The 23,497-nt window shown below is 54.1% G+C and carries 20 protein-coding genes; 8 read left to right on the top strand and 12 right to left on the bottom strand.

Going from position 1 to position 23,497, the window contains the following annotated elements; translation table 11 throughout:
* The first annotated feature begins 77 nt into the window (after positions 1–77).
* Genes IPH75_04275 through IPH75_04265 form a run of 3 tightly spaced genes read left to right on the top strand, consistent with a single transcriptional unit; the run spans position 78 to position 5,344 of the window.
* Positions 78–737: a hypothetical protein gene (locus tag IPH75_04275; protein ID MBK7141280.1), complete on the top strand. Its 660-nt coding sequence runs from the start codon at positions 78–80 to the stop codon at positions 735–737.
* On the top strand, positions 734–2,236 hold the full coding sequence (locus IPH75_04270; protein ID MBK7141279.1) for a DNA polymerase Y family protein: 1,503 nt from the start codon (positions 734–736) through the stop codon (positions 2,234–2,236). The genes IPH75_04275 and IPH75_04270 overlap by 4 nt, the downstream gene beginning before the upstream one ends.
* The gene (locus IPH75_04265; protein ID MBK7141278.1) at positions 2,237–5,344 is read left to right on the top strand and encodes an error-prone DNA polymerase; all 3,108 of its coding nucleotides are present in this window, start codon (positions 2,237–2,239) and stop codon (positions 5,342–5,344) included.
* Positions 5,345–5,351: 7 nt separating this feature from the next.
* Here IPH75_04265 and IPH75_04260 read toward each other — a convergent pair whose 3' ends face one another.
* The 11 genes from IPH75_04260 to IPH75_04210 form a co-directional block, all read right to left on the bottom strand.
* Positions 5,352–7,493 (bottom strand): bifunctional (p)ppGpp synthetase/guanosine-3',5'-bis(diphosphate) 3'-pyrophosphohydrolase, encoded by a 2,142-nt coding sequence (locus IPH75_04260; GenBank protein ID MBK7141277.1) that lies wholly within the window; start codon positions 7,491–7,493, stop codon positions 5,352–5,354.
* Between the two features lie 11 nt (positions 7,494–7,504).
* The gene (locus tag IPH75_04255; GenBank protein MBK7141276.1) at positions 7,505–8,551 is read right to left on the bottom strand and encodes a glycosyltransferase family 9 protein; all 1,047 of its coding nucleotides are present in this window, start codon (positions 8,549–8,551) and stop codon (positions 7,505–7,507) included.
* Complete coding sequence (locus tag IPH75_04250) at positions 8,548–9,306, bottom strand: glycosyltransferase family 2 protein (GenBank protein MBK7141275.1); 759 nt, start codon at positions 9,304–9,306, stop codon at positions 8,548–8,550. Before IPH75_04250 ends, IPH75_04255 begins: the two co-directional genes overlap by 4 nt.
* Positions 9,303–10,415: a glycosyltransferase family 9 protein gene (locus IPH75_04245; GenBank protein ID MBK7141274.1), complete on the bottom strand. Its 1,113-nt coding sequence runs from the start codon at positions 10,413–10,415 to the stop codon at positions 9,303–9,305. The genes IPH75_04250 and IPH75_04245 overlap by 4 nt, the downstream gene beginning before the upstream one ends.
* Positions 10,408–11,523 carry a glycosyltransferase family 4 protein gene (locus IPH75_04240; GenBank protein MBK7141273.1) on the bottom strand — a complete coding sequence of 372 codons (1,116 nt, stop codon included), beginning with the start codon at positions 11,521–11,523 and terminating at the stop codon, positions 10,408–10,410. Before IPH75_04240 ends, IPH75_04245 begins: the two co-directional genes overlap by 8 nt.
* Positions 11,520–13,394 carry an ABC transporter ATP-binding protein gene (locus IPH75_04235; GenBank protein ID MBK7141272.1) on the bottom strand — a complete coding sequence of 625 codons (1,875 nt, stop codon included), beginning with the start codon at positions 13,392–13,394 and terminating at the stop codon, positions 11,520–11,522. The genes IPH75_04240 and IPH75_04235 overlap by 4 nt, the downstream gene beginning before the upstream one ends.
* Positions 13,395–13,474: 80 nt before the next feature.
* Positions 13,475–14,092 carry a hypothetical protein gene (locus tag IPH75_04230; GenBank protein MBK7141271.1) on the bottom strand — a complete coding sequence of 206 codons (618 nt, stop codon included), beginning with the start codon at positions 14,090–14,092 and terminating at the stop codon, positions 13,475–13,477.
* Between the two features lie 64 nt (positions 14,093–14,156).
* Positions 14,157–14,786 carry a site-2 protease family protein gene (locus IPH75_04225; protein ID MBK7141270.1) on the bottom strand — a complete coding sequence of 210 codons (630 nt, stop codon included), beginning with the start codon at positions 14,784–14,786 and terminating at the stop codon, positions 14,157–14,159.
* 47 nt (positions 14,787–14,833) lie between these two features.
* On the bottom strand, positions 14,834–15,430 hold the full coding sequence (locus IPH75_04220; protein ID MBK7141269.1) for a DNA-3-methyladenine glycosylase: 597 nt from the start codon (positions 15,428–15,430) through the stop codon (positions 14,834–14,836).
* A 16-nt stretch (positions 15,431–15,446) separates the two neighbouring features.
* The gene (locus IPH75_04215; GenBank protein ID MBK7141268.1) at positions 15,447–16,289 is read right to left on the bottom strand and encodes a histidinol-phosphatase HisJ family protein; all 843 of its coding nucleotides are present in this window, start codon (positions 16,287–16,289) and stop codon (positions 15,447–15,449) included.
* Complete coding sequence (locus IPH75_04210; GenBank protein ID MBK7141267.1) at positions 16,289–16,936, bottom strand: MBL fold metallo-hydrolase; 648 nt, start codon at positions 16,934–16,936, stop codon at positions 16,289–16,291. Before IPH75_04210 ends, IPH75_04215 begins: the two co-directional genes overlap by 1 nt.
* Positions 16,937–17,164: 228 nt before the next feature.
* Between IPH75_04210 and prfB the strand changes: the two genes are divergently transcribed.
* From prfB to IPH75_04185, 5 genes are all read left to right on the top strand, one after another.
* Positions 17,165–18,226: a peptide chain release factor 2 gene (prfB, locus tag IPH75_04205; protein MBK7141266.1), complete on the top strand. Its 1,062-nt coding sequence runs from the start codon at positions 17,165–17,167 to the stop codon at positions 18,224–18,226.
* A 34-nt stretch (positions 18,227–18,260) separates the two neighbouring features.
* The gene (pta, locus tag IPH75_04200) at positions 18,261–19,250 is read left to right on the top strand and encodes a phosphate acetyltransferase (protein ID MBK7141265.1); all 990 of its coding nucleotides are present in this window, start codon (positions 18,261–18,263) and stop codon (positions 19,248–19,250) included.
* Positions 19,251–19,255: 5 nt separating this feature from the next.
* Positions 19,256–20,473, top strand: a complete 1,218-nt coding sequence (locus IPH75_04195; GenBank protein MBK7141264.1) for an aminotransferase class I/II-fold pyridoxal phosphate-dependent enzyme — start codon at positions 19,256–19,258, stop codon at positions 20,471–20,473.
* The gene (gene pckA, locus IPH75_04190) at positions 20,470–22,134 is read left to right on the top strand and encodes a phosphoenolpyruvate carboxykinase (ATP) (protein MBK7141263.1); all 1,665 of its coding nucleotides are present in this window, start codon (positions 20,470–20,472) and stop codon (positions 22,132–22,134) included. Before IPH75_04195 ends, pckA begins: the two co-directional genes overlap by 4 nt.
* Before the next feature lie 592 nt (positions 22,135–22,726).
* Positions 22,727–23,026, top strand: a complete 300-nt coding sequence (locus tag IPH75_04185) for a hypothetical protein (GenBank protein ID MBK7141262.1) — start codon at positions 22,727–22,729, stop codon at positions 23,024–23,026.
* Positions 23,027–23,111: 85 nt separating this feature from the next.
* On the opposite strand, the gene IPH75_04180 is transcribed toward IPH75_04185, so the two are convergent.
* Positions 23,112–23,486, bottom strand: a complete 375-nt coding sequence (locus IPH75_04180) for a DUF190 domain-containing protein (GenBank protein MBK7141261.1) — start codon at positions 23,484–23,486, stop codon at positions 23,112–23,114.
* Between the last annotated feature and the right edge of the window lie 11 nt (positions 23,487–23,497).

Genomic DNA, 23,497 nt, shown 5'->3' with positions numbered 1-23,497 from the left:
ATTGACAATAATCGGGCGAACCGTACCATAATACTGCACAAACGAGCAGTACGCGAATATGGGGTTAGGAATAACATATGTCGAGAGAGTCCACCGGGAGCAGGCTGTCCCTGGATGAGTTGAAAACACTCATCACTGAAAAATGGCCGGAATCATTTTATTCCGGTTCCGACTGGTCATCGCTTCGATTTACAACCGGCGCGGTTGAACTGGATCGCCTGTTTCCTGAGGGGGGGATTCCGTATGGGCAGTTGATCGAACTGTCGGGAGATATCTCTTCGGGGAAAACAAGTCTGGTCTTTGTGATGTTGGCGGCCATCACCCGCACCGGCACCGCCGCCTATATCGATCTTCACGGCACACTTTTCCCACCGGCGGCGATGACCGGTGGGGTTGATCTTGAACGGCTTTTAGTCATCCGTCCGGATACTCTGGCCGCAGGACTTCGAGCGACCGAACTGCTCTTCCGCCATCGCCTCGCCTGTTGTGTGGTGATCGATCTGGTAGGACATCGGCTCCCTCTTCCCTACACACTCTTGCATCGTTTGCGGCTGCAAACTATCCGCGCCAAAGGGATGGTGATCTTTTTGACGGAGAATAATGCGTCGCTAATTCCTGCCAGTATCACCTCACTCCGCCTGGAGATCACCCGTCGCAGTTCACGGATCATTGCCGCTACCGTGACGCGCAGTCGCTTTACCTTACATGGGGGGACGGCGGAGGTACGCCTGACGTGACGCCGATCCGGATCGGGTGTTGCTTTATCCCGGAATTCCCGATCGCTCTCTGGCTGCAGACCATCCCCTCGCTGACCAATGCGCCATTGGCCATTGCCGAGGAAGAAGGGGAATCGGCCGCGCTGGTGCTCTGCAATCGGAAAGCACTGGAATTTGGGGTCACGCCCGAACTGACAGTGGCACAGGCGCACACGCTTTGTCCTGGTCTCAAAGTAAAAGTGCGAGATAAACAACAGGAAGCAAACGCCACTCGCGACATTGTCGAGATCCTGCGTAATCTTTCTCCCTTCGTGCAGTCAACCGAGGATGGACTCTTTTACCTCAATGGCTCCGGGTTGCGCTTCATCTATGACAGCGAAACAACCTTCGCCCGGCAGATCATCACCCGGCTACAAGCCGCCAAACTCCCCGCCTCGGTCGGAATTGCATCGAATAAATTCATTGCTCGAGTCGCCGCGCAGATGAGTGCGCCGGGAAATATCCAGATCGTCCCGACCAACGGTGAACGCCCGTTTCTCAAACCGTTGTCGGTCGACCTGTTGCCGATTTCACCGGAGACGCGAAGTTCGCTCTATGAGCTGGGATTGCGGACGATCGGCCAGGTGAAAGCATTCCCTCTCAACGAACTTATGGAGCGATTTGCCGCCGATGGCATGCTGCTCTCCCGTCTGGCCAATGGCGATGATCCGGATAATTTCCTTCCGGAATTTCCGCCGGAACTACTGGTGAAACGACTCCCCCTCAGTTTCCCGCTTTTCCATGTCGGATCACTCTGCCTGTATGTCGAGCGGATCCTTGAGCGGATGCTGGAGCGCTTGCGTCAGGCAGGGCGCTGCACGCGCCATATCGATATCATCTGCCGTCTCGAAGATCGCTCTGATATCACCCTGACCATCGCCCTCGACCAGCCGAGCGGCACACTCCCCCCGTTCATGCGGCAATTACACCAACAGGGAGAAACGATCGACCTCACCTCAGGCGTGGTTGATATCACTGTCTCTATCCCGGGAAGCTCTGTCTTGCTTCTTGAGCAGTTATCATTCCAGCAGAAGTCAACCGGCGGGGCATCGGGAGATACAGAACAGCAACTGACACGCTTGACCGAGGAATACCGGTGCTGTCGCCCGCACCTTCGGGCGGCACATCTCCCCGAACAGAATTTCCGTCTGCTTCCGGCGACCGAAAAAGTAAAACGAGAACCGATCGATCGGCCCAGTCTCCAGCCATACACCGGTCATTCGCTGAGCGGACTTCGCCTCCTCCAGCCGCCGTTAGCAGGCGATCTGATAAATACCGGCACACAATCGATGTTGCTTCGGATCAAGCAGAAGCTCTACACCATCGAACGGACCTTTGGCCCCTGGAAACTTTCCGGCGAATGGTGGCAATCCGGTTTCGACCGGCTCTACTACGAAGTACAGACCACCGACCGGAAATTCTACCTCATCTTTTACGACCGGATCGGCGCACGCTGGTTCATTCAGGGGGTCTTTGATTGAATGGCGACCGAAGCATATGTCGAATTGCATTGCCATTCCAATTTCTCGTTTCTGGATGGCGCCTCCGATCCGGATCAACTGGTGGAGCAGGGATGGTATCTTGGCTATCAGGCAATGGCGCTGACCGACCATAGTGGATTGTACGGGGTTGTCCAGTTCCACAAAGCGGCTCGTGAGCGGAATATCATCCCGATCATCGGCGCCGAGATCACTCTTGCCAATTCCCACCACCTGACCCTGCTGGTCCGCAACGAGACCGGCTATGCCAACTTGAGTGAACTGCTGAGTCTCGCCCAACTCGCCGGAAAAAAAGGGGACGCCAAGGTCACACCCGAGAACCTCGCTTCACATGCTGATGGTCTGATCGCGCTCTCCGGATGCGGTCAGGGTGAGATCCCCTCACTCCTCCTGGCCGAACAAACTCTGCAGGCAGAAGCGGTTGCCGGGCAATTGGTCAATATCTTCGGTCGTGAAAATCTCTATCTCGAAATGCAGCACCATAACCTCCCTGCCCAGGACCGACTCTGCGAACTGCTTGACCAATTCGCACGAAAAGTCAGCCTTCCCATTGTCGCCACCAATAACGTCCATTACGCCAATCTGGATGGCCGGCGCCTCGCCGATGTTTTGGCCTGTATCCGCCATCACACGACTCTCGATGAAGCCGGCGCGCTCCTCTACCCCAATGCTGAACGATATCTCAAAACCGCCGACCAGATGGCCTACCGCTTCCGGAAATATCCTGACGCTATCGAGAATACCCTCGCCATTGCTGACCGCTGTCGTTTTTCAATGGATAACCTGCAGACCACCCTCCCGGAGTTTCCCGTTCCCCAAGGCGAGACTGCACAAAGCTATCTCCGAAAACTGGTCTATTTGGGGGCGCAGAAACGATACGGAGACCCGGCTGACCCGGTTGTCAAACAACTCGAGCATGAACTCCGGATAATCGAAAAGCTTGATCTGGCAGGCTACTTTTTGATCGTCTGGGATATCGCGCGGTTTTGTGTCGAACAACAGATCCTTTGTCAGGGGCGTGGCTCGGCGGCTAACTCCGCTGTATGCTATTGTCTTGGAATAACAGCAGTTGACCCTATTAAGTTAAAGTTATTGTTTGAGCGATTCCTTTCCGAGAATCGCAAAGAGGCTCCGGATATTGATATCGATATCGCCAATAACCGTCGCGAAGAAGTCATCCAGTATGTCTATAACAAGTATGACCGCCGTCATGCCGCCATGGTCTGTGAAGTGATCACCTATCGGGGACGGTCGGCAGTGCGCGATGTCGGCAAAGCGCTTGGCTTCTCGCTTGAAGAGGTAGATAAACTCGCCAAACTGCTGGACCATTACACCGATCAGACCGAACTGGAAGAGCGTGCTGCCGAGGCTCACCTCAACCTGAAGAACCGTCGTGTCCAACTCCTGATCGACCTGACCCGCAAGATCAAGCGTTTCCCTCGGCATCTCGGCATCCATGTTGGTGGGATGGTGATCACGCGCAAACCGATCTCCCATCTTGTCCCGGTGGAAAATGCCACCATGCCCAACCGCTCGGTCATCCAGTGGGATAAGGATGATGCGGCCGAGATGCGACTGATCAAGATCGACCTCTTGGGACTCGGCATGCTGACGCTGATAGATATCGCTCTCAAGCTGGTAAAAAAACATCGTGGCATCACCCTCGACCCAGCTCGCATGACCTACGATGACCCGCAAGTCTACCGCCTGCTCTGCACCGCCGACACCGTCGGCGTTTTCCAAGTCGAATCGCGCGCACAAATGAACACCCTGCCCCGTCATAAGCCGACCAGATTTTATGATCTGGTAGTCGAGGTTGCGCTAATCCGCCCAGGCCCGATCCAAGGGGATATGGTCCACCCCTATTTGCGACGTCGCAACGGCGAGGAAGCGGTCAGCTATCCACATCCATCGCTGAAACCGATCCTTGAGCGAACACTCGGTATTCCCCTTTTTCAGGAACAGGGGATGCAGGTCGCTGTCGCGGCGGCCGGATTTACCCCATCCGAGGCAGATGAACTTCGCCGCGCCATGGGACACAAACGCTCCCGCGAAAAAATGCAGGCGATCGGTGAACGGCTCATCCACGGAATGATGAAGAATGGGATCGATAAGGAAGCTGCCGCACGTATATACCAGCAACTCTCTGCGTTTGCTGATTTCGGCTTTGCCGAATCACACGCCGCTTCGTTTGCCCTGCTGGTATATGTCTCCGCCTACCTGAAGGTCTACTTCCCGCCTGAATTCTACTGCTCGCTCTTTAATGCCCAACCGATGGGGTTTTATTCGACCTCGACCATTCTTTACGAAGCAAAACGTCGTGGCGTCACGATACACCCAATCGATGCTTCCAAATCGCTTTGGGATTGCACGATCGAGAATGGTGCGGTCCGGCTTGGTTTCCGCTATGCCAAAAAACTTGGCCCGGCCGCTCAGGAGAAGATCGAAACAGCTTTACAGCGTGGGCCCTTCCGCTCGATCCGTGATTTCATCTTCCGGACCGAACTGCCGCAGGACGCGCTGGAGCAACTGGCCATGGTCGGTGCCTTTGCCTGCTTTGGCGTCGAACGACGCGAAGCGCTCTGGGAGACACTTGCTACCGCGCATCGATCAGCCGGAGAGTTGCCGATTGAAACATCAGACACCGGAAGCGCAATGCTTCCCCAGATGGATGAACTGGAAACGATCGCCGCAGACTTCCGCGGCATGGACCTCTCCACCGGGCGGCACCCGATCAGCCTGATCCGTGAGCAATTGACCGAACGCGGCGTGCTCGCCTCACGCGACCTCTTTGCGACCTCGAACGGGAAGCTGGTCACGATAGCTGGAGTCGTAGTGATACGGCAACGCCCCGGGACCGCCAAGGGGTTTACCTTCCTGACACTTGAAGATGAATTTGGATTTTCGAATATTGTGGTCAAACCGAATCTGGTGAAACGATACCGCAAGATCGTTGTCTATGCGAGCGTGATATTGGTGCGGGGAACGGTGGAGCGAAAAGAAAATGTGATCAATGTCATCGGCCATCATTTTGCCCTTGTCCCGTACGAGCAGCAGGTGATGGCGCTCAAATCCAGAGATTTCAGGTAGGCTGAACTCAGCTCTCCATCTGTTCGCGGCCATGCGCACGCCGGACCGAAAGCACTCCCTTGACTTTCTTCACCTTGTCGATGATCCGATTCAAGTGGGCGAGGTTGGTCACCTCAACCACAAACTTACCGATAGCGGTCGTGTCGTGCGCGTACATCTCCGCGCCACGGACGTTGGTATTTGAGTCGGCGATCGCCTGGGTGATATCGCGCAGCATGTTGCGGCGGTCTTCCACCACGATCTCCAACTGCACCACGAATGATTGATCCTTGCCGGTATCCCAACTGACCGAGATCTTCCGCTCGGGGTATTTGTTGGAAATCTCCACAGCCAGCGAACACTCGGCCTGGTGAATCGTCACCCCACGCCCGCGCGTAATGAACCCAACAATATTGTCTCCGGGGACTGGCTGGCAGCATCCGGCAAACCGGAACATCAGGTTATCCAATCCCTGCACGCGCACACCGCGCGAGCCACGGATCCGGTCGATCACCTTGCCGACAAAACCAACCTCTTCCTTTTTCTCTTCCGGCTGGATGAAAAGGATCAACGATTGCAGCGACAGTGATCCATTGCCAATCGCGGCAAGCAGATCTTCGACCGTCTTGCGCTCCTGCGACTGCGCATACTCAAGCAACAGATCCTCGTGTGGCATTTTGATATGCTGTTCCCGCAAACGCCTCTCCAGCATCTCTTTTCCTAGCGCCACCGCCTGCTCATAGCCGGCCTGCTTGATCCACCGCTTGATGCGGGTTCTCGCATTGGCAGTCTTGACCATCTTCAGCCAGTCCGACGACGGCGTCCTGTTCGGATTGGTAATGATCTCGACCGAGTCGCCCGATTTCAATTGGGTCGACAATGGCTGGAGCCGACCATTGATCTTGGCCCCCGTACAGTGAATCCCAACTTCGGTATGAATAGAAAATGCAAAATCAAGGGGTGTCGCGCCGCGCGGAAGATGAACCAGTCGGCCATTCGGCGTATAAACAAAAATATCCTCCGAGTAGAGGTCCATCTTGAGGTATTCGATGAACTCACTCGGGTTGGTCATATCTTTCTGCCACTCCAGGACGTCGCGAAGCCAGACCATCTGGCGGTCGTCCTTCGACATCTGCTGGCGACCCTCTTTGTAGAGCCAGTGTGCCGCGATTCCATTCTCCGCCACATGATGCATGGAATGAGTGCGGATCTGGATCTCGACCATCTTACTCCGGGGCCCGATAACGGTCGTGTGCAGTGAGCGATAGCCATTCGGCTTGGGATTGGCGATATAGTCGTGGAAACGCCCAGCCACCGGTTTCCACATGGCATGGATGATACCAAGCGTGTGATAACATTCTCGTTCGGTGTTGACGATCACACGAATGGCAAACAGATCGTAGATTTCCTCGAACGGAACTTTCCGCACGCGGATCTTTCGATAGACTGAATCAAGGTGTTTCGCACGTCCACTCACAGTCCCCAGCACACCATCCCGGGCTAGCGCTTCCTTGATAGGAGTGGTTACTTCCAGAATGTAACTCTCGCGCTCTTCCTTCCGCTCCTTGATCTGGACAGCCAGTTCCTGGTATACTTCCGGCTCAAGGTACTTGAAGCAGAGGTCTTCCAGTTCGACTTTGGTTTTGTTGATCCCGAGGCGGTGAGCGAGCGGGCAGTACACATCGCGAGTTTCCTGCGCGATCCGTTTCTGCTTTTCCGGAGGCATAGCGGCCAGTGTACGCATATTGTGAAGTCGATCTGCCAGCTTGATCAGGATGACCCGGATATCCTTGGCCATACTGAGAAGCATTTTGCGGAAGTACTCAACTTGCTGCTCTTCGAGTGAGTTGAAATAAACGGCCCCGATCTTGGTGACACCATCAACCAACTCAGCGACCTCATCACCAAATTCTCTGCGGACATCCTCGAGCGTGAAGGTAGTATCCTCGACAACATCATGCACCAGGCCGGCGGCAATGGTGGTGGAGTCCATATGGAGTTCAGCGAGGACAAACGCAACCTCGAGGCAGTGCTCGACATACGGCTCGCCCGACTGCCGCTTCTGGCCGGCGTGGGCTTTGTCGGAGAATTCGTAGGCTCGGCGGATCAGCGGAATATCAATATTCGCGTTGTACGACTCGACCCGGATGATAAATTCGGCAAGATTCATAGCTGCACTGGTCAGGCCACCTGATGTTGTCTCGCCTTGAAGACTGTCTTAACCTTTTCGACCGCCTGCGCCACCGATATAGTCTCCATGCAGCGACAGAGTTTGGGAGGACAACTGCAACTGGTGGGCGGGACGATCACCTGGTGTCCTTTTCCGAGCGGTCCCCAACGCAACGGCGACATTACTTCACGTGCCGGATAGAGCCCAACAACCTTGGTGCCGACCGCGACCGCAAGGTGAAGTGGGCCGGTAGAATTCGCTACCACAGCCGACGCAAGCGAAAGCACCGCCGCCAACGTCCTCAGGTCGGTTTCGCCGGTTATCTTGCGTACCTCGACCGATTTCCGAAATGCCAGTTCGTCTATCATCTCCCCTTCTTTATCGGAGCCGGAGATGACTACCTGAATACTGGTCTTTTTGAGAGCGGCATACAGCTCAAGGAATTTCTCCATCGGCCAGTTTTCAGCCGATCCTCCTGACCCGGGATGCAGCACCACAAACGGTTTATCGATTCCGGCATTCTTCAGGATTCTCCGAGCGTTCTTGAACTCCTTTTCCTTTGGATAGACCATTGGAGTCGAGAGCGTGGGACCGTTTCGAAAGAAACGGAGGAAGTCGAGATTGTATTCATATTCGTGCTTTTTGTTCGCCTTGCGGCTGTGCAGCAACAGATGGTTGAAATAGACCGAATGGAAGCGTCCGGCGGTACCGATCCGGTGTGGTATCCCCGCTTTGTAAAACAGGCTGCAGACATGACGCTCCGGATATAGGGCGACAACCACGGAATATTTGTTCAGGCGCAGACGATGCAGCAGGTCCTTCTTGTACAGCTTGTTGGAGATCAACTGGTCATTCTGTACTCGGACGATCTTATCGATGCGCGGGTTGTTTTCCAGGATCGGCGAAGCATACAGCGAGGCCATGACGTCTATCTGACATTCCGGATAGCGTTCTTTCATTGTCTCAATGAAAGGGAGCGCAAGCACCAGATCACCCAACTTGTCCGATCGGCTGATCAGTATCTTTTCGCCCGGCTGAATTTCAATCTCTTTATTCATTCAATTTCCTTCTTTCGCCCCATATGCCGCAATTTGGCATACTTCACCATCACCGACATCGCCGACAGCGCGCAAAGGATAAACCCTTCGAGCCCATCCAGAAATCCCCGCTTGGAGATATAGTGCTTAAAGAAAGCAATTGGCGGCTTAACGACAACATGAAACCAGTTGGCCCGTTTTCCTTCGCGCCAACTTTCCTCGGCCCCCAATGTGGTGTAGCGATTTAGCTTCTCCAAATAAAGTTCGAGATTGGGATAGCTATAATGAAGTATCTCTCCGGTTAGCCGTCCCTCGTCACCCTGCAACAAGACCCGCTCATGGACCAGTGCGGTGTCAAATCTTCCGGCGGATCTCTTGAAAAGGCGTAACACATGGTCCGGGTACCAACCGCAATGGAGAATCCACCGCCCTAGAAACATCGTCTTTCGCGGCAAACTATAACCGGGATAACTGTCAGCGCTTGATATCACCTGTTTGATTTCGATCGCCAGCGCCGGTGAGATCTCTTCGTCCGCATCCAGAGACAGTAGCCACTCTCCCGTGGCATGATCTGCCGCAGATTGCTTGGCTCGTCCGAATCCCTCCCAAGCTGACTGAAATACCTTGGCCTTGAATGACTGAGCAATTTCCACTGTTCGATCAGTTGAGCCGCTGTCCACAACGACTATCTCATCTGCCCAATTGACAGAACTCAATGCCCGGGCAAGATTCGCCTCTTCATTGAGCGTGATCATGATAACCGAAAGTCGGCTCATCTGGTCGCCACCTTACGACTGGACATGACTTGCGTAAACGCCTCATACACCTGATCTACAGTGATATCGTGTATATTGTCATCATTCCCCGACACCACCGCGCCGACCTCCTGACCAAACGGTTTCCAGAGGAGGAAGTTCTTCATGAACCGGCTGTACAACCCAACCACTGGTACTCTGAAGGCCCGGGCGATATGCGCGAGCGATGTATCCGGCGTCACCAGAAGATCAAGCTGTGAGATCAACGCGGAAGCTTCCTGCAGACTCATCCTAGGCGGTACTTGATAGACCCGAGAATCGAATCGCGCGGCTAATGCATCACCGCGCTCACGCTCATCCGGAGTGGTAAAGAGAATGACCTTGAGGTCTGATTGTGAATCGAGCAGCCGCCTGACCAATGATTCCGATTTTTCCGCCGCCCAAATTCGAGTCGGCGAACCCGCAGATAGATTGTATCCCACCAACAGATCCCGACTGTCCCCACGCACGGTGGCGGCAAATTCCGCCATACGCTGGTGAGTACTCTTCTCGATATACGGTGCTGCATAGCCTGAAACAGTGCTACTGTCGATGGCGAACGCCTCGAGTAGTTTCAGAGTATTGTCAATTATGTGACCGGTATTCCCCATCCTATGGTCATAATTGAAGTCATAGAACTCGCGGTACTTGACCTTCCCCACCCCTATCCGTGGTTTCCCTGGAGCACACAATTGCGAAAGAAAGAGCGCGGTCACCGAATCATCGCAGATCATATCAACAACACAATCAAAGCGCATTCTACGGATCGCTCGAACCTCGCCAATATCCTGCCAGAGATTCTTCCGGTACAGGTATATATGCTCAAAGCGAGGGTCGCCTTTGATGATCGACTGATTTCGCGGCGATGCCAGGATCGAGATCTTGATATTCGGAAACCTCGACATGAGGCCATCAAAGACGGGAAACGAGATGACCATATCACCGATCTTTTCCGGGCGCAGAAAAAGCACGCGCGACAACTTGGTGCCGTCCAGGGGCTGAAACTCCCGGTGCGGCCGCTTCAACAGCGGGCGAGCCAGTGCGAATGCGGCGGCTTTGATCTTATGCTCAATCGGCTTCAGCTCATCCATGCCGTCTCTCCGCCTGAAGCATCGCCTGAAAATACCCCTCAATTCGACCGAGCATAGCCTCCAATGAAAACTGCTCAACAAATCGCTGACGAGCTCTGGCGCCTAGCTGCGATCGCGTCTCTTTGCTTTCCAGAAGACCTGATATCCCCTCCGCGAACGCTTCGGGATCCCCCGCCTTCACCAGCAGACCGGCATCTCCCAGCACTTCCGGAATACCTCCAACATTGGACGCCACCACCGAGAGGCCAGAGCGCATCCCTTCAAGAACGGCGATGCCGAACGGCTCTTCAATGGAAGGATGGACCATTAGATCCGACGCCTCCAGCGCAGGCACGATATCCGTAAGCATTCCGGCAAAGATGATCTGCTTCTCAACTTGCAATTTCGCTGCAATTTCTTGGAGTTCCGTCAGCAGAGGGCCATCGCCGCACCAGATCAAATAGAGATTCGGATAACGCGCTGCAAGAGTCGCCAACGCTTCAATCAAGTAACGATGCCCCTTCTGTTCGACAAACCGCCCGAGTGTGACGCCGACTATCGCATCACCAGGAATACCATTCTTCTGGCGGAACACACTCCGCTCTTTCGCATCGGCGGCCGGAAGTATTTCCGGAATCCCGATCGGGATCACCTCTACCAGGTTCGGATCAATATATCCGTGCCGGGTGATCTGCGATTTCAGCGAATTAGATGGGACCAGCACGCCGTCAAAGAGGCGGGGCGTCAGCAGACGGTGAATCCACGAATCGCGAGTGATATCCAGTCCCACTGACCAGACAACGCGAGGATTGCCGTCAAGTTTAGCCGCCAGTCCGCCAAGTCGAAGGTCCTTATTGAAATTGGTTACTACTATCTCAGTCTGATCCTCGGCCATAAGACTCTTGAGTGCGCCAATCGTGCGTGGATGAAAATCACCCGAGATATCAAGGCCGGTGATCTGTACATTCTCCGTATCACGCTCGATCCGGTCGAGGAAACGAGAGCCAGGTCGTCCCACAACTCGCACGCGATGGCCTTTCGCCACCAGGCCCGATGCAACCAGCCTGACCCATTCCTCCATGCCGCCGTAGGTCTCTTTCTCGATCGAGTCGAGAAACATCACGTTCATGCATCCCCCCGGAATTGCATTTCATACAGGCGGGCGTACAAGCGGCCGTTCGCCAGCAGTTGTTCGTGAGTCCCCGATTCAACGATCTGGCCGTTTTCCAGAACTAGAATGCGGTGAGCGTTCTTGATCGTAGACAGTCGGTGAGCAATCACCAGCGTCGTGCGATTGGCCATCAAATGATCGATCGCCTGCTGGACCAGCATCTCCGACTCGGTATCCAGTGACGAGGTCGCCTCATCAAAGATGAGGATCTGTGGATCTTTGAGCAAAGCTCGTGCGATTGCGAGGCGCTGGCGCTGCCCCCCGGAAAGCATCACTCCCCGGTTCCCCACTTGCGTATCGTAGCCATGCTCAAACTGCATGATGAAGTCATGCGCATTGGCGGCTTTGGCCGCTTCGATCAGCTTCTCTTTGGCGACACCCTGCATACCATATGCGATATTGCTGTGGATCGTATCATTAAACAGGAAGGTCTCTTGTGTGACGATCCCGAGCAGCCCTCGCAACGAACCGAGCGACAGCTCTCTGATATCGATTCCGTCGATAGTTATCCGACCCTGGAGCGGATCATAAAAGCGTGGCAGCAGATCAAAAAGAGTAGATTTACCGGCGCCCGAGGGTCCTACCACCGCCACGATCTCTCCCCGCTTCACTTCAAAGGAGATATCGCGAAGTACCGGCTCACCCGGATTATAGCTAAAGCCGACCTGCTCGTACCGAATCGCGGATTTGAAGGACTCGACTGTCTTCGGGTGCGATGGTTCGACGATCTTCTCCTGCGTGTCGATCACTTCAAAGACTCGTTCGGCGGCGGCCATCCCTTCCTGCAACTTAATATGGATCTGGCTCAGATCCTTGACTGGTTTGATCAGGGAAAACATTGCCAGTATATAAGTCATGAAGTCCGCCGCGCTCAACTCGCCTGATCCAGCGACTATGCGCGAACCTGCGTAGAGGAGTATGATGACTCCGGCGACCGTCGCCAAAGTATCATTGATCGGCGACGCCAAGTGACGAATGCGTGTCATCCGCAGGAGCGCCTTGAAATAGTTCTGAGTCGCTCCGAAAAACTTCGCCTGCTCGAACTTCTCCATCGAAAAGGCTTTGACAATGCGGGCGTTGTTCACCGACTCTTCCAACACAGAGGTGACATCGGCCATTCGCTCCTGAGACCGCTCGGAATATTTGCGAAGTTTCCTCCCGACAAACCAGATAAACCCAAATATGACCGGCAGCACGATCATAGCTAGCAGCGTCAATTTCCAGCTCAATATCACCAGGAACCCGGCCAGCATTATAGTGAAAAGGGAATCGGTCACCAGGCGATTAAAGCCGAGATCGATCGACTCATTGAGCACCACGACGTCATTCGTGACTCGAGACATGATATGCCCGGTCCGTCGGGCCTGAAAATAGTCGAGTGAAAGTCGAAGGTACTTTGAGAAGAGGTCATTGCGAAACTTACGCACAATCGCCTGCTGCACATATGCCATATAGAACCCCTGAAGATACAGGAAAAGATTCTTCAGGATGACCACCACCATGATCAGGATACAGAAATTCACCAGCATCTCAGACTGGCTGTCGGCGTTCACCAGGCTGTCGACCCAGCTCTTCATGATCTCTTTGAGAGAATCAAACCCTTTGGCGATCTCACCGACCGGTGCCGGGGAGTCAGCCGGGGAGTCAGTCGGAGTGTTGGACAATGGATTGGTTAAACCACCCACCTTGAATAGTGTGTTGAGGAGCGGCCCGACCATCCAGATCAGCAGACCGGAGAGGAGCGCATTCAATGCCGCAGAGACTGAGGCAACAGTCAGTTGCCGCCAGTATGGTACCAGTACAGAGAATGTGCGTTTATAGAGATTCACCGGCTCCTCTTCAGGATAGTTCAATTAACCAACATCGCCAATTGAGAGCGGTTTGTCAATGAGGGGTAAGTAAATATCGTTTAGGGGATTATCCGCTGTGCGTCGTCAGGAATACGAACCAGAAACCGCTCCGGCTTAAGCGTGACCGAACGCTTGTACTCGCGACAAGTCGCTTTGAGTCGAGTCTCTTTCCCATCGAAGAAGAAGAACTCGTCCAACCGCCATTCCGAGATCGACTCTGCGCGATAACGAAGTTCCATCTGCCATGGACAGTTTTCAATGTAGATAATGTACCCGGGCCGCTTCTGATCCTGCAAATTCGCCACGATCTTCACAGTGGGGTCGACCGCAGTTGAATCTGGAAGATGATTCAGCAGTCTCACGAGATTGATCCCTTTGGGAGCGACCTGACATTCAAGCGAATGTAACAGGTTCAGAATCGGTTCCTGTACAAATTCGTTAGTAGATGGGAAATAGCACTCGAGTGAATCTATGGTCACCCGCCCCCGAAGCGCACCCTTGCCCAGATACCCGCGCCCGGAAAGTGCCATGACGGTGTCGGTATGGAAGATCTCAAGGCGGAATGAGGTCGGTTTTCCGGAGCGGCGTAATTCGGCATCGAAGAGAAACGCCGAACCACTACCGGCAGACTGTGTCTCTGCCCCTTGTTTCGGAGAAGGATGGCAAGAAAACAACATGGCGGCCAGAAGAAGTATGGATGCCGCTGTCGCGCCGCTTCGATTTGAAAAAACCGGCTTCGTATTATGCTCCTGTCAGTACTCTGCTAATAATGACGACGGGTGGTCCAATTATCACCCATGTAAAGCCAAAGATCACCATGCCTAATAAAACAAACGGTGCCACGGACTCGAATCGCTCCAGAGCCTCCTCGTATCGCGGAGGAAGCAGACTTCGTAAAATGTGTGAGCCATCCAAAGGAAAGAGCGGGATCAAATTAAAGAACGCTAGTCCCAGATTGATGCGCACCGCATACCACATCATGGTAGACAGAGCCGATGCCCCTTCGCCGTATCCCGCGACCCCCAATTCGAGCACTCGAAAAAAGATCGCGGCAATGATAGCCAGGCCAAAGTTCGAGAGAGGGCCCGCGGCACTGATCCAGAGATCGGCCTGTCGCGGATTCCGAACATTCATCAGATTGACCGGCACCGGTTTGGCCCAACCAAAACGAAACTGCGAGGCCACCATGACCAGCAGCCCCAGCAGGTCAATATGCGCGATCGGATTCAATGTCAATCTGCCCATTCGTTCGGCCGTATCATCTCCGAACTTCTTTGCGGACCATGCGTGGAAGTACTCATGCACCGTAAGTGATAGGAGCAGGATCGGAAGCCCGATAGCGGCCAGTCGTAGAAAATCTTGTCCAAACATCAGGTATCGTTTCTTTCATCCATATTGGTGTCTCCCCTTATACGAGATCATCTTCCTTTGGATACGGCGGATGAGGCTGGATCATAAAATCGCCAGAGCTTATCCACACCCTTGGTGATCCCCACTCTGGCTGACACTGCGGGCTCCACCACCTCTCCATACCAGTCCTCAAGGTACAACATTGAGCTCCGATCCGCCACATCCCATCCATTTTGCTTTAGTGTCAGCCCGAAAGCTCTGCAAAGTCGCCCCGGACCCGATGCCAACTTGTCGTCCGAGAGTCTCCCCGGTGTGCGCTCTCGCATCAGCTCGATCCCCTCGATCGGCTCGACCGCCCGGATCAGCACTGCCGCAGGAAAGCCTTCCTTCTCCGTGACGAAATTTAAGCAGAAGTAGTAGCCATAGATGAGATAAATGTAGGCGATACCCGGCTTGGCGTACAGATAGATAGAGCGCCCGGTCTGTCCGGGGGCGGCATGACACGCAGGATCATCCTCTCCTCGATACGCCTCAACCTCAACTATGCGACCAACCATCCGGCCTGAAGGAGTTCGATAGACGAGATACTTGCCCAGAATATCTCGACAGATATCCAGCGTTGGTCTATCAAAGAATGATCGAGTGAGACGATGCGCGCGAGACATCCGGCCCGGATCCTCTTTACTCGTCGCAGCCACCGATCTGCTGTGGGATCAGATGTGCGGCGGTTTCGAAATCATATCCGACCTGTGTGGGAGCATGGGCATCCGAGCCGAGCGTCGTGATCTCTACTCCTGCCCGCTTGGCGCTGTTGATCAATTCCATTGAAGGAAAGTAGCTGTCCAGCCCTTTGCGCCGCGCGGCAGTGTTGATCTCAATCGCGGTCCTCCCTTCAGTCAGCGCGGCAAAGACCGCATCCATATGCGGCAAATGGGCACGATGAATCGCCGGGCCATACACCTGCTCGCCGTACTTGCGGTAATAATCAAGGTGCGCCACCGTGTTAAACAGCCCCGAACGGGCAGCGTCACACACCTGCTTGAAGTAATCCGCCACCGCCTCTTCCATCGAAAGATTGGCGAAACACTGTTCATAAGTTGAGGCGGCGCAGAAACAGATATCCTTTATCTCATGGACCCCCGCCATCAAATGATCGAAATCATACCACTCCTTGATCCGAGTTACCTTCTCTTCGCAATGGGGGTACCAGCCGAATTCCAGTCCCAGTTTCACCGACAATCCCAGCGGATAAAACTTCTCCTGCGCGGCCATAACATCATTCACATAGGGCGCAAGATTTTCGGGTGTAGCCGGTTTCTTCTCTCCCCCGATCCGGATATAGTTTGCAAAACCATCCGAGCGGGGATTGGAATCATAATGTGTGGTAAAGCAGATCTCCGCCAGCCCGCGCTCGAGTGCGGCCTCGCAATATTCCTCGATCGTGCCGGAAGCGTCGATCGAATAATCGCAATGGACGTGAAAGTCCGAAAGCCCGTCAATATGCAGTGGCTGGATTCGGTTCATCAGACGTAGATCTCTCCGTTCAAGAATGGGTTGCTGTTTCGCTCCGCCCCGACAGTGGTGCGTGGGCCATGACCTGGATAACAAATAACCTGGTCAGGAAGTGTCAGGATTTTTGTCCGAATCGATTGGATGAGTTTATCCATCGATCCTCCGGGTAGATCTGTGCGCCCGACCGAACCGGCAAACAATGTGTCTCCGCATATCAAAATCCCCTCGCGCTCATGCAGATAGCAGACGCCAGCCTCTGTGTGACCGGGGGTCGACAGTACCAGAAACTGGAGCGAGCCGATAACCACATGTTCTTCGTCTTTCAGTTTGACATCGGGAGGGCGTGTGACGATCGGGTTGCCGAGCGCGGATGACATATTGAGTGAAGCATCCGCCAGCATCTTCTCTTCCCCTTCGCCGCAGTATAAAGGGATATTGTACTTAGACTTGACCGCATCCACGGCGGCAATATGGTCCCCGTGACCGTGCGTCAGCAGAATTGCACGCGGATGAGCTCCGGAACGCTGTACCCCCCGAAAAATGTCGTCGGCATCGGCGCCGGGATCGACAATCAGCCCGTCCTTGCTTGCCTCATCCCACACGATGTAGCAGTTCACTTCAAACGGGCCAACCACAATAGTATCAATGCGAATCGCCATCCGGCGAAAATACGACGTGGACTAACCCTGTCAACTCTAAACTGTATTATCCCGTATCATTTTACGCCCTACATTGGGGTATCTTGACGGTGGAAAACTTGGCAAATCTGTTTGACGGCAGCCATAAAACTGGCTATATTTGTGCTTTCTTTCTCAAAGTGGAAGGGTGTTGAAATAGTATGATTGCCGAGTTTAAGACGAAATTGCCTGATTTGAAGTCCCGCCTGGATAAGCTTGCGAGGTATCTTTGACCTTGATGCCCGCCAAAAGCGGATCATCGAACTAGAAGAGAAAACCACTCAACCAAACTTCTGGAACGATAACCAGACCGCCCAGGGGGTCCTCAAAGAGGTCTCCATGCACAAGCGGTGGCTGGATTCCCATAATAAGTTGATCTCCGAACTCAACGACCTCAAAGAGATCGGCGAGATGGTGGAGGAAGGTTCCTCCGATGCGCTCGACTTTGAGCAGTCCATCACCAAGTTGGTCGAAGAGATCGATGCTTTTGAGTTCAAGACCCTCCTCTCCGGTCCGGATGACCACCGCGACGCGATTCTCACCATTCATCCTGGCGCCGGCGGCACCGAATCCCAGGACTGGGCCGAGATGCTCTTCCGCATGTATGGTCGCTGGGTTGAGCGAAAAGGCTACACTTCCGAGCTGATCGACTATCAACCGGGCGAAGAAGCCGGCATCAAGTCGGTCACGTTGGAGATCAAGGGTGAGTATGTCTACGGTTTCCTGAAAGCGGAATCCGGCGTCCATCGCCTCGTCCGCATCTCCCCCTTTGATGCCAATGCCCGCCGCCACACTTCGTTTGTATCTGTCCACGTCTATCCGGTTATCGAGGATGCTGTCGATATCGAGATCAAGGATGAAGACATTCGTATTGACACCTACCGTTCTTCAGGGGCCGGTGGTCAGCATGTCAACAAGACCTCTTCGGCGATTCGCATCACCCACAATCCATCCGGGATCGTGGTGACCTGTCAGACTGAGCGAAGCCAGCACAAAAACAAAGAAGCCGCCTTCATGGTCCTCCGCGCGCGACTCTATCAACTGAAGCGCGAAGAAGAAGCCAAGAAGATGGAGAAATTCGAAAAATCCAAAAAGAAGATCGAATGGGGTTCTCAGATCCGGTCCTATGTCTTCCACCCCTACAATATGGTGAAAGACCATCGGACCATGCACGAGACCTCCAATATACAGGAAGTGATGGATGGCGGGATCGATCCGTTTATTGCCGCCTATCTGTCCGACCCAGATTTGAAAGACCAAGTAATCTCGTAATAATCTAGCCGCATCCGGGCGGCGGGAGAATAAGATGAGCGTAGTTGCACAGATAAAGGAAAAAGCGAAAGCCAAAGGGCGTCGCGTGGTCCTTCCTGAAGGAACCGAACCAAGAGTCATCCTTGCCACCAAGAAGATCATTGAACAGGGAATCTGCAAAGTCACCCTGCTCGGCGATGAAAAGACAATCGAAAAATTGGCGAAAGAGAATTCAGTCAGTCTAGACGGGGTCGAAGTAATCAACCCGGCCACTGGCAAAATGTACGCCGAATTCGTCAAGGAGCTGGTCGCGATCCGCAAAGGGAAAATGACCGAAGATGACGCCAAAAAGGCGATGACCACTCCCCTGTACTATGGCGCCATGCTGGTTCGTCATGATCTGGCAGATGCTTCGGTAGCCGGCTCAGTCAATACCACCGGCGATGTCCTCCGCGCAGCAATCCACTGCGTTGGCCTCAAGCCCGGGATCACCACTGTTTCCAGCTCGTTCATTATGACCGTCCCGAAATTCCGCAATGTCGAAAATAAGGTCTTCATGTTTGGCGACTGCGCCGTCGTTCCGAATCCGACTGCCGAGCAGCTTGCCTCTATCGCCGTCTCGACTGCCGAGACGATGCGCAATCTGGTAGGTGAAGAACCGCGTGTCGCGATGCTTTCTTTCTCGACCAAAGGCTCAGCCAAGCATGAAGATGTCGACAAAGTGCTCGCCGCCCTTGCCATCCTTAAGCGCGATTATCCGAATCTCAAGGCCGATGGTGAATTCCAGCTCGACGCGGCAATCATTCCTGAAGTTGCGAAATCAAAGGCCCCCGGTTCCGCTATTGCCGGCGATGCCAACTGCCTGATCTTCCCGGACCTCGATTCGGGGAATATCGGATACAAGTTGACACAACGTCTGGCTGGCGCAACCGCCACCGGGCCGATCATTCAGGGGCTGGACAAGCCCGCCAATGATCTCTCCCGTGGCTGTTCGGTCGATGATATCGTTGATGTTTCGGCTATAGCTACTCTGATGAGAGGGTAACAAATATGAGTATCAGTCAACTGGCCAAAGAAATTCACGAGTCGCCGACGCTCAAACTGAATGAAGCGGCGGCCAAACTGCGTGACAAAGGCGAGGCGGTCATCCACCTCGGCGCCGGCGAACCGAAAAGCAAGGTGCCGCTTGATGCCATCATCGCCTGCGCTTCGAAATTGAATACTGCGGATATTCGCTATACCCCAACCGAGGGAATCTCGCAGCTATTGAAGGCGATCGTCCACTACACCGAAGACCAGTATGGCAAACTGGTCAGTACGGACAATATCATCGTCTCCAATGGCGCCAAGCACTCCTTTTACAACCTGATGATGACGCTGGTCAATCCGCAGGATGAAGTGGTCATTCTCGCCCCGTATTGGGTCAGCTATCCTGAGATCGTCAAGATGGTCTACGGCAAGCCGGTGATTGTCAAACCGAAAGACCACACCTTCCAGGTGGAGTTTGATGATATCGAAGAAGTGGTTGGCTCATACACCAAAGCGATCGTGATCAACAGCCCGAACAACCCGTCAGGCGTTGTATATCCTCCCGAATTCATCCAGCAGGTAGTCGAGTTCTGCGAGAAAAAGGGTATCTACCTGATCATGGATGATATCTATCATCGCCTGACGTTTGGCAAGACTCCCTGGGTCTCGGCATACAAGTACGCCAAGGATGACAGCGAATCTTCCAAGCTGATCATCCTAAATGGCGTCTCCAAAGCGTACGCCATGACCGGATTCCGCATTGGATGGACAGTCGCCAACAAGAAGATAACTGCGGCGATGATCAACGTCCAGGCGCAGAACATGTCCTGCCCGGCAGTCTTACTACAGGCGGCGGCGGCCGGTGCACTCAACGGAGTGCAAAGCTCGATCGAATCACTGCGCCAGACACTTCAGAATAACAAGAATGTCATGATGAACGAACTTCGCGCTTTCACCGGCATCCGCATCAACGAGCCGGACGGCACCTTCTATTGCCTTCCGGATTTCCGCGCCTACAGTCAGGACTCGGTGAAGCTGTCCCAGTTCCTGCTGGAGAAGGCGTTGGTGGTGACAGTTCCCGGCAAAGAATTCGGCGTCGAGGGTCACTTGCGCCTGAGCTACTGCGGAACGATCAAAGAAATTATGGAAGGGGTCGCCCGTATCAAGTGGGCACTCGATCCGGAATCCCCCAATGAAATCTACATTGGCGACCGCAAATTGAGGAGAGACTGGAAATGAACCACTATATTCTGGACATAAAGACCCCTGCGCAAAAACAGGCGTCGTCGCTCAAACCCGACTACGGCCTGGATAATCACGGCCTGCGCAATATCCGCAATGTCTACTGGAATCTCCCGGTCGAAGCATTGTATGAAGAATCGATCTTCCGCTCCGAAGGCAGGATATCCCTTCATGGTCCGCTGATCGTCGACACCGGCAAACATACCGCTCGCGCTGCGAACGATAAATTCATCGTCCGCGAAGTCACCACCGAAGAACATATCTGGTGGGGGCAGTACAATCGCCCGATTGCCGAAGATAAGTTCAATATGGTCTACCAGCGCTTGCAGGGCTTTCTGCAAGGGCGCGACCTCTTTGTGCAGGACTGCTACGGCGGCGCCGACCCGAACTATCGCCTCCCGGTCCGTATTATCACTGAATTGGCCTGGCACTCGCTCTTTGTCAAGAATATGCTGATCCAGGCGACCAGCAACGACGAACTGCGGAAATTCATTCCTGGGTTCACCGTTATCTCTGTCCCATCGTTCCAGGGACTCCCTGAGATCGATGGCACCAACACGCCGACCTTTATCATGCTCAACTTTGATCAGAAGCTCTGCATCATCGGTGGCTCAGGCTACGGCGGCGAGATCAAGAAAGCGGTTTTCACGCTGCTTAATTATCTGCTCCCGTTGCAGGGACTGATGACAATGCACTGCTCGGCCAATGTCGGCAAGACTGGCGATGTCGCCCTTTTCTTTGGTCTCTCCGGCACCGGCAAGACCACGCTCTCGGCTGACCCGAATCGATTCCTGGTCGGTGACGATGAACATGGCTGGTCCGATGAAGGCGTCTTCAATTTCGAAAACGGTTGTTACGCCAAGGTGATCAACCTCTCCCCGACTGCCGAGCCGGAGATCTTTGCTTGCACGCGGAAATTCGGGACAGTTCTTGAAAACGTCATTTATGATCCGGTCACGCGCATGCTCGATCTGGATGATATGGAGCGGACCGAAAACACCCGCGCCGCATACCCGCTTTCGTTTATTACCAATTCCGTTCCGGAGAAGATGGCCGGACATCCGAAAAACGTTCTGATGTTGACCTGCGATGCTTCGGGCGTGATGCCCCCGCTCGCTCGGTTGACGCCGGAACAGGCGATGTACCACTTCATCTCCGGCTACACCGCCAAGGTGTCGGGGACAGAAATTGATCTCGGCAAAGAACCGGAGATCACCTTCTCGGCCTGCTTTGGCGCGCCGTTTATGGTGCATCATCCGTTCTTTTATGCCGATCTGCTTCGCCGCAAGATGCTCAAGTATGGCGCTCAGTGCTGGCTGGTCAATACCGGCTGGACCGGCGGAGTGTACGGTATCGGCAAGCGTATGTCGATCCACCACACCCGCGCGCTCTTGAACGCGGCGCTGGATGGGAAACTCGACAACGCCGAATTCTACACTGATCCGGTCTTTGGTTTCCAGGTCCCGATGCATTGTGAGAATGTTCCGGACAAGGTACTGAAACCGATCGAGACTTGGGATGACCCGAACGCCTACCAGGAGAGGTATTTGCAGTTGGCGGCGTTGTTCATCGAGAACTTCAAGAAGTTCCGTGATGGCTGCACACCTGAGGTGATCGCCGCCGGCCCGGTGAAGAAGGAATTCGTGAAAACGCGGTAAACTACTGTTTCGAGATAGAAGGCAGGAGCGCGAGCTCCTGCCTTCATGCATTAGACGAGTTTCTTGCGAGGACCGTATGGTTCGCTTCCTTTTCGCATTATCTCTCTTGCTCGTCACTTTGTGGTGCAGCCTCGGATGCAGTTGGCTTTCATGCTGCGTCAATGGCGAAAGTGACTCAAAGGGATATCTGTACGTTGGAGAGTTCACCTCAGATATGGACCCTGCGTGGACGTCTGCGGTCACAGCCGCTGATCAGGTTTGGGCGAAAGAGAACAAGATCTCACAGAAGTGAAATCGCACTTACTTGTTTCGAGCGCCCATCCTGGCAGTTAACTACGACTATGACATGTACGTCTCACCGGACACTCTCTTCGTCTGCGCAGACTGCGGTTGTCAAATCCAGGTCAACATTGAGACGAGCAAGGTCACCGCAAAGATCTGTGGCCCACGATAGGCTACGAACTCCCTATTGTACCTCCGCCCCGTCGGGTCGAGCGAAGACGAGACCCGAAAGCCATGCCTCTTTCCGCTTGCCTCTCCCCTCCAACCTGCTATCTTTTCCCCATCACCTTTGCAGCAAAGGGTATCAACCATGCAATATCTCAAGATTGGCTTCATCGTTTTACTCGCACTGACTCTCCTTGCCGCCTGTACCCCCGGACCGAACACGGTCGAGGACATCCCCTCAGGCAATGGCAAGACAGCCGGATTCCTGATCGGCATCTGGCATGGGATGATCTCCCCCATCACCTTCGTCCTGTCGCTCTTCATGGACAGCATCAACGTCTACGAGGTTCACAACAACGGGAACTGGTACAATTTCGGATTTGTGCTGGGAGCCGGCCTCTTCCTGACCGGCGGGATCCTGGGACGCAAAAAGAGCGAGCGGTAACTCGTTTTGTTTGGGACATAGACTTAATTAGCCCTCTTTTGGGGTGGCCCACAGAGGACTCCGCATATCACAGTATCGATATGTCTTATGCCCCGCCGCGCTTTACCCCCGCCCCACCTCTTCTTGTGCGGTAGCTTACTCCCCGAGGAACCCGCACCTTCTCCACCGTCACTAACCCTTCAACAATCATCGAATCGAGTTTCGGCAGAAATGATTCTATCCGGTCTGCCCGGTCCGCGATCTCGATAATGATCGGAAGGTCTTCCGACAGCCGTAGAACTTTGGTGGTGTGGATACGGCTGTGCGCACCGTAGCCCATTAGCCCGCGGCTCACGGTTGCCCCGGCCAGCCCAGCAGCGCGCGCTTCGAGGACAATCGCCTCATAGAGCGGTTTCCCCTGCCAGCGATCTGATTCGCCGACAAAAATGCGGAGTAGTTCGGATTGCTCTGGTAACTGCATACGACCCTCCA

It is taken from the genome of bacterium, from assembly GCA_016708025.1.
Lineage (GTDB): Bacteria > Zixibacteria > MSB-5A5 > GN15 > FEB-12 > FEB-12.
Note: the sequence above shows the minus strand (reverse complement) of the source record. Positions and strands in the feature narration are given on the sequence as shown.

Bases quoted from the DNA above. Each gene is read 5' to 3' on its own strand.
- IPH75_04255 (MBK7141276.1), bottom strand. From the start codon at position 8,551: ATGAATAAAGAGATTGAAATTCAGCCGGGCGAAAAGATACTGATCAGC.
- IPH75_04275 (MBK7141280.1), top strand. From the start codon at position 78: ATGTCGAGAGAGTCCACCGGGAGCAGGCTGTCCCTGGATGAGTTGAAA.
- IPH75_04245 (MBK7141274.1), bottom strand. From the start codon at position 10,415: ATGGATGAGCTGAAGCCGATTGAGCATAAGATCAAAGCCGCCGCATTC.
- IPH75_04260 (MBK7141277.1), bottom strand. From the start codon at position 7,493: ATGAATCTTGCCGAATTTATCATCCGGGTCGAGTCGTACAACGCGAAT.
- IPH75_04250 (MBK7141275.1), bottom strand. From the start codon at position 9,306: ATGAGCCGACTTTCGGTTATCATGATCACGCTCAATGAAGAGGCGAAT.
- IPH75_04185 (MBK7141262.1), top strand. From the start codon at position 22,727: ATGCAATATCTCAAGATTGGCTTCATCGTTTTACTCGCACTGACTCTC.
- IPH75_04220 (MBK7141269.1), bottom strand. From the start codon at position 15,430: ATGTCTCGCGCGCATCGTCTCACTCGATCATTCTTTGATAGACCAACG.
- IPH75_04240 (MBK7141273.1), bottom strand. From the start codon at position 11,523: ATGAACGTGATGTTTCTCGACTCGATCGAGAAAGAGACCTACGGCGGC.
- IPH75_04265 (MBK7141278.1), top strand. From the start codon at position 2,237: ATGGCGACCGAAGCATATGTCGAATTGCATTGCCATTCCAATTTCTCG.
- IPH75_04210 (MBK7141267.1), bottom strand. From the start codon at position 16,936: ATGGCGATTCGCATTGATACTATTGTGGTTGGCCCGTTTGAAGTGAAC.
- IPH75_04230 (MBK7141271.1), bottom strand. From the start codon at position 14,092: ATGTTGTTTTCTTGCCATCCTTCTCCGAAACAAGGGGCAGAGACACAG.
- pckA (MBK7141263.1), top strand. From the start codon at position 20,470: ATGAACCACTATATTCTGGACATAAAGACCCCTGCGCAAAAACAGGCG.
- IPH75_04215 (MBK7141268.1), bottom strand. From the start codon at position 16,289: ATGAACCGAATCCAGCCACTGCATATTGACGGGCTTTCGGACTTTCAC.
- IPH75_04225 (MBK7141270.1), bottom strand. From the start codon at position 14,786: ATGTTTGGACAAGATTTTCTACGACTGGCCGCTATCGGGCTTCCGATC.
- IPH75_04180 (MBK7141261.1), bottom strand. From the start codon at position 23,486: ATGCAGTTACCAGAGCAATCCGAACTACTCCGCATTTTTGTCGGCGAA.
- pta (MBK7141265.1), top strand. From the start codon at position 18,261: ATGAGCGTAGTTGCACAGATAAAGGAAAAAGCGAAAGCCAAAGGGCGT.
- IPH75_04195 (MBK7141264.1), top strand. From the start codon at position 19,256: ATGAGTATCAGTCAACTGGCCAAAGAAATTCACGAGTCGCCGACGCTC.